Raw genomic sequence first — 4,722 nt, forward strand, 5'->3', positions numbered from 1 at the left:
CGACGATAAAAGTACTTTCTTTTCTGGTTTACCATCTACTTCTTTGCCAAGATACCGAATCACTCTTTGTTTAACTTTTCCGTCTTCTCTGTATGATTCTACTTCAGCAAGATAAACAGCATCTTTCTTTTTTATCTTTCTAATAAAAGCCATATTTTAAATGTAATGAATAATTTATACACTACAAAGTTAAAAAAAAATTACTTAAGTCCAAATAAATAGATGAAAAAATTGTAGTGTATAAAAATTAGGGGGAAGTTAGGTTATTAAATTTCAAATCTCAAAAAATCTTTAATTGACCTACCCCAATGAAAATTGAAACAAAAAAAAAGCCCTATAAATTAGGGCTTTTAAAAGTATCGGGTCGAAAAAATGTTACAATTTGACAAATTTCATTGTACTAGTGGCATTTTCAGATTGTATTACCGCAATATACGTTCCAGATTGCAAGTGTTCCAATGCTACTTGTGAGGTTGCTTGGTGTTGTTCTACAAGTAATTGACCAACCAAATTGAAAATTTGAATCGATTTGATGTTGGTATTATTTTTGGAACTGATGTTTAAAACAGTCGAAACGGGGTTTGGATATATACTAAACTCATTAGTCAATGACACTGCATTAGTAGCTAATGTAGCCAAAGTTGTGGTTGCTGTATTGGTAATAATTGGAAAATTATAATCAAAATAAATACTAGCTTTGTTTTGAAAAGCATCTCCCAATTGCAAATTGTTTTTTGTTTTGATTTTAAAAGTAATAAACCCATCATTTTGAGCATCGTTAAAATCCAAGTTGATGTTTTCAAAAATAAACTCTACTTTATTTGTATTAGAAATTTTTGTTTCAAAAGCATGACTAGCAGCTACTGGTCTTAATGAACTGATGTCAAATTTTGTGGTATCAATTAGGTCTTTGACAACAATGTTTTGTGCAGGAAAAGTACCTGTGTTTTCAAAACGAATCATATAATGTACATATTCACCAGCTTTTGAAGGGTCTAATTGGCTGCCTTCCAAACAAGTTTTATCGTTGGGATCTAATGAATTGACAACAGTTTGCGAAAGTGTAAAAACATTGTCTAGTGGGGTTTCGTCTCCAGCAATTGTTGCAGTTGCTTTTGGAGTCAATACAGCTCCAGCATTTACAGCAGGTGTTTCTGTAGGGCTGTTCAAATTAAGTGTTACAAAAATTGTTCTGGTTTCAAAAGGCACCAAATTGGTATAATCCCAATTCAAGTTGTTGGTTGATTGACTGGTAACCGCAGGATTTGCACTTACAAAATCCATAATACCGTCATTGTAATTAAAATTAATACTGCCATTTAAGGTTTGATTTCCTTTGTTTTTATACGTAATTTTATAAACCACGTCAAATCCTGGTCGAGCAGGTCCAATAGGCATGATGATTATTTCTAAATCTTTGTGAACTCCATTTGCTGTCAAACAAAAATCCTGAACAAATGGACTTGTAGTTGTAGGAAAAGTAACATTAGCACTCGTTGGAGAAACCGTAAAATAAGTTGGATTTTCTAGTACAGGTGTAATGGTGTGTGTTCCTGCCATAACGTTTACGGTATAAAACCCATTTTGATTTGCAAAAACATTACCCGTATTGGTTCCGCTTGTTAAATTAAATTTGGTAAATGGCATGGCCAAATCAGTTGCATCGCAGCCGTTTCCTGTGGCATCTAATTTAATGGTACCTTGAATTTTGAAATTTATCCCTACAGGTGCAAAAGAACAATATGAATTTACATGACAATTGGTATATCCGTTTAATGCAATTTGTGATTCGATGGCTGCAATTTGACTATCATCGGCACAAATATAAGTTAGATACGGATTGCCGCTAAATGTGAAGGTTTCATTTTTAGCGTTTTTCATAAAAATAGAGGTCAATTGATTGGCATCGCAATAGAAAAAGTTAAGATTCGTAAGGGTACTTACATCAATAGTTGTAAGGTTGTTTTCGTTGCAATAAAGGTATTCTAAAGCTGTTAATCCAGATACGTTTAAAGTTGTCAAACTATTTTCGTAACAATATAAGTATTTTAAATTGGCTAATGCACTAACATTCAAATTATTAATTTGATTTTGATAACATGACAAAGTTACCAAGTTTGTTAAGGCAGTTGCATTCAAAGTAGTTAGCTGATTTTTATCGACATACAATTGTGTCAAACCCGTAAAACTACTTATTCCTGTTAAATCGGTAATGGATGCGTTGGGTACAGAAAGATAGCTAACTTGGATGGCTTCAGATACTTGTATTTCATTATCGTTATTGCTATCTATCTTAAAATAGGAACCTGTCAAATTTTTGGCAATAGTATTGGTACTGTTGGCCGATAACAATTTTGCTTTAAAATTGGCATTAGGTATTGTTACAATTTGGGCTTCTAGACTTAAAAAGGAAGTCAATGCTGTAAGAAGAAAAAATAGCTTTTTCATATTAATAATTTTTGGGTTGGTACTTATATGATAGTGAACATTTTTTTGTAGAAAAATAAATCAATCCATGACTATATTTGGAAAAAATATTTTTTAATCAAAATAAACAAAGTTCCTTATTATATAATTCAATTTTTTGTTTAATTAGCAACAATGTATTGCAATTTGTTTATAATATTCATGCAAATATAAAAAAAAATGTTCGTTATAAAAAAAAATCATTGAATTTTAAAGATTTATTTTGTGGTGTTAAAAAATTGATTATATTGCGTCATTATTACACATTGAAATTTAAAATATAAATTAGTAAAATTTAACAACTCAAAATTATGAAAAATTATGAAAAATGGGTGGTACCAGCCCTTTGTGTTACTATTGGCACTGCTTTTTTGGCATTTAATCAACCGCCAAAATACCGAGATTTGAATAAAAATGGCAAAATGGACGATTATGAAAATGCTCAATTATCCATAGAAAAACGTATAGATAATCTTATTTCATTGATGACTATTGAAGAAAAAGCAGGTATGATGTTCATCAACGGTACGTTAATAAACGACGACGGCAGTATCGAAAAAAAGGAAGGGGCAGAAGGATTTGCCGCCCGATTGCCAACCGCAATCGAATTGATAGAAAAATCAAAAATGAACCATTTCAACTATTGGCAAGCACCTAGTATAGCCGCTTTAGCAAAAGGATATAATGCCATTCAGAAAGTAGCAGAAAATTCTCGTCTTGGTATTCCTGTTACCATTGCTTCAGATCCACGTCATTATTTTAGCAACAATGTATTTGCTATGGATGCCAAAGGATTTTCGCAATGGCCAGAACAACTAGGGTTTGCAGCTATTGGCGATGAAAAATTAATGCAACAATTTGGCGATATTGCCCGTCAAGAATATATTGCAGTAGGAATAAAGGAAGCCTTGCATCCAATGGCCGATTTGGCAACTGAGCCACGCTGGCCAAGAGTCAGTGGCACATTTGGCGAAGATGCCAAACTGTCTGCTCGAATGGTAAAAGCATATATACTTGGTTTTCAAGGTACCAATGGTTTGAATGCTCAAAGTGTGGCTTGTATGACCAAGCATTTTTCTGGTGGTGGCCCACAAAAAGAAGGTATAGACCCCCATTTTCAATACCAAAAAGGGCAAGTGTATCCTGGAAATAATTTTAATTATCATTTAATTCCATTTGAGGCTGCTTTTGAAGCCAAAACTGCCTGTATGATGCCTTATTATGGAGTACCAACAGATCAAACATCAGAAAACGTTGGGTTTTCCTACAACAAAGACATTATTACAACCATGTTACGAGAAAAATACAAATATGATGGCGTAGTTTGCACAGACTGGGGCTTGGTAACAGACACAAAAATGGGTGCCGTAACTTGGCCCGCACGGGCATGGGGTGTGGAGCATTTGACTGAAAAAGAACGGGTTAAAAAAATAATTGATTCGGGTTGCGACCAATTTGGTGGCGAAAATTGTCCGCAACACGTCGTTGCTTTAGTCAAAGAAGGTGCAGTATCCGAAAAACGAATCGATCAATCAATCAGACGCTTGTTAAGGGTAAAATTTCAATTAGGGTTGTTTGAAAATCCTTATATAGACGAGCAAAAAGCATTGCAAATTATTGGTCAAAAATCATTTAAAGAACTTGGCGAAAAAACACAAAGACGTGCTTATACTTTATTGAAAAACGATATGAACTTGCCGTTGCATACCGCATCAAAACTTAAAATATACGCTAAAAATATAAGTCCTGAATTGGTTTCAAAATATGGGATTGCTGTGCAATCGCCAGAGCAAGCCGATGTGGCTATCCTCCGATTGAACACACCGTGGGTACCCATAGAATCAGACAACTTTTTTGCAAGAGGTTTTCATCATGGCGACTTGGATTTTAAAGGGAAAGATTTGACAGATGTTTTGGAATTGTGCCAAAAAGTACCAACCATTGTAGATATTTATTTGGACAGACCCGCTGTTTTTCCTGAAATAAATAAAGTTGCAAAAGCTGTTTTGGCCAATTATGGGGCCAGCGATGCTGCTTTACTAGATGTTATTTTTGGTAAGGCAAAACCCGAAGGTAAACTTCCGTTTGAGTTGCCTTCGACAATGGACGCCGTTAAAAAACAAAAAGAAGATGTTCCACATGACTCTGAAAATCCTTTGTATCCGTTTGGTTTTGGATTAAAATATAAGAGATAGAAGTTAGAGGTTAGAAGTTAGAGGTTAGAAGTTAGAGGTTAGAAGTTAGAGGTTAGAGGTT

General features: G+C 34.1%; 2 protein-coding genes. One reads left to right on the top strand and one right to left on the bottom strand.

What is annotated here, in order from left to right; all coding sequences use genetic code 11:
* Nucleotides 1–375: 375 nt before the first annotated feature.
* Nucleotides 376–2,448: a DUF7619 domain-containing protein gene (locus tag B0A58_RS15985; protein ID WP_089081864.1), complete on the bottom strand. Its 2,073-nt coding sequence runs from the start codon at nucleotides 2,446–2,448 to the stop codon at nucleotides 376–378.
* Nucleotides 2,449–2,777: 329 nt separating this feature from the next.
* Between B0A58_RS15985 and B0A58_RS15995 the strand changes: the two genes are divergently transcribed.
* Complete coding sequence (locus tag B0A58_RS15995; protein WP_089081866.1) at nucleotides 2,778–4,661, top strand: glycoside hydrolase family 3 protein; 1,884 nt, start codon at nucleotides 2,778–2,780, stop codon at nucleotides 4,659–4,661.
* Nucleotides 4,662–4,722 lie beyond the last annotated feature (61 nt).

This window comes from Flavobacterium branchiophilum NBRC 15030 = ATCC 35035 (genome assembly GCF_002217205.1).
In the GTDB taxonomy this organism is placed as follows: domain Bacteria; phylum Bacteroidota; class Bacteroidia; order Flavobacteriales; family Flavobacteriaceae; genus Flavobacterium; species Flavobacterium branchiophilum.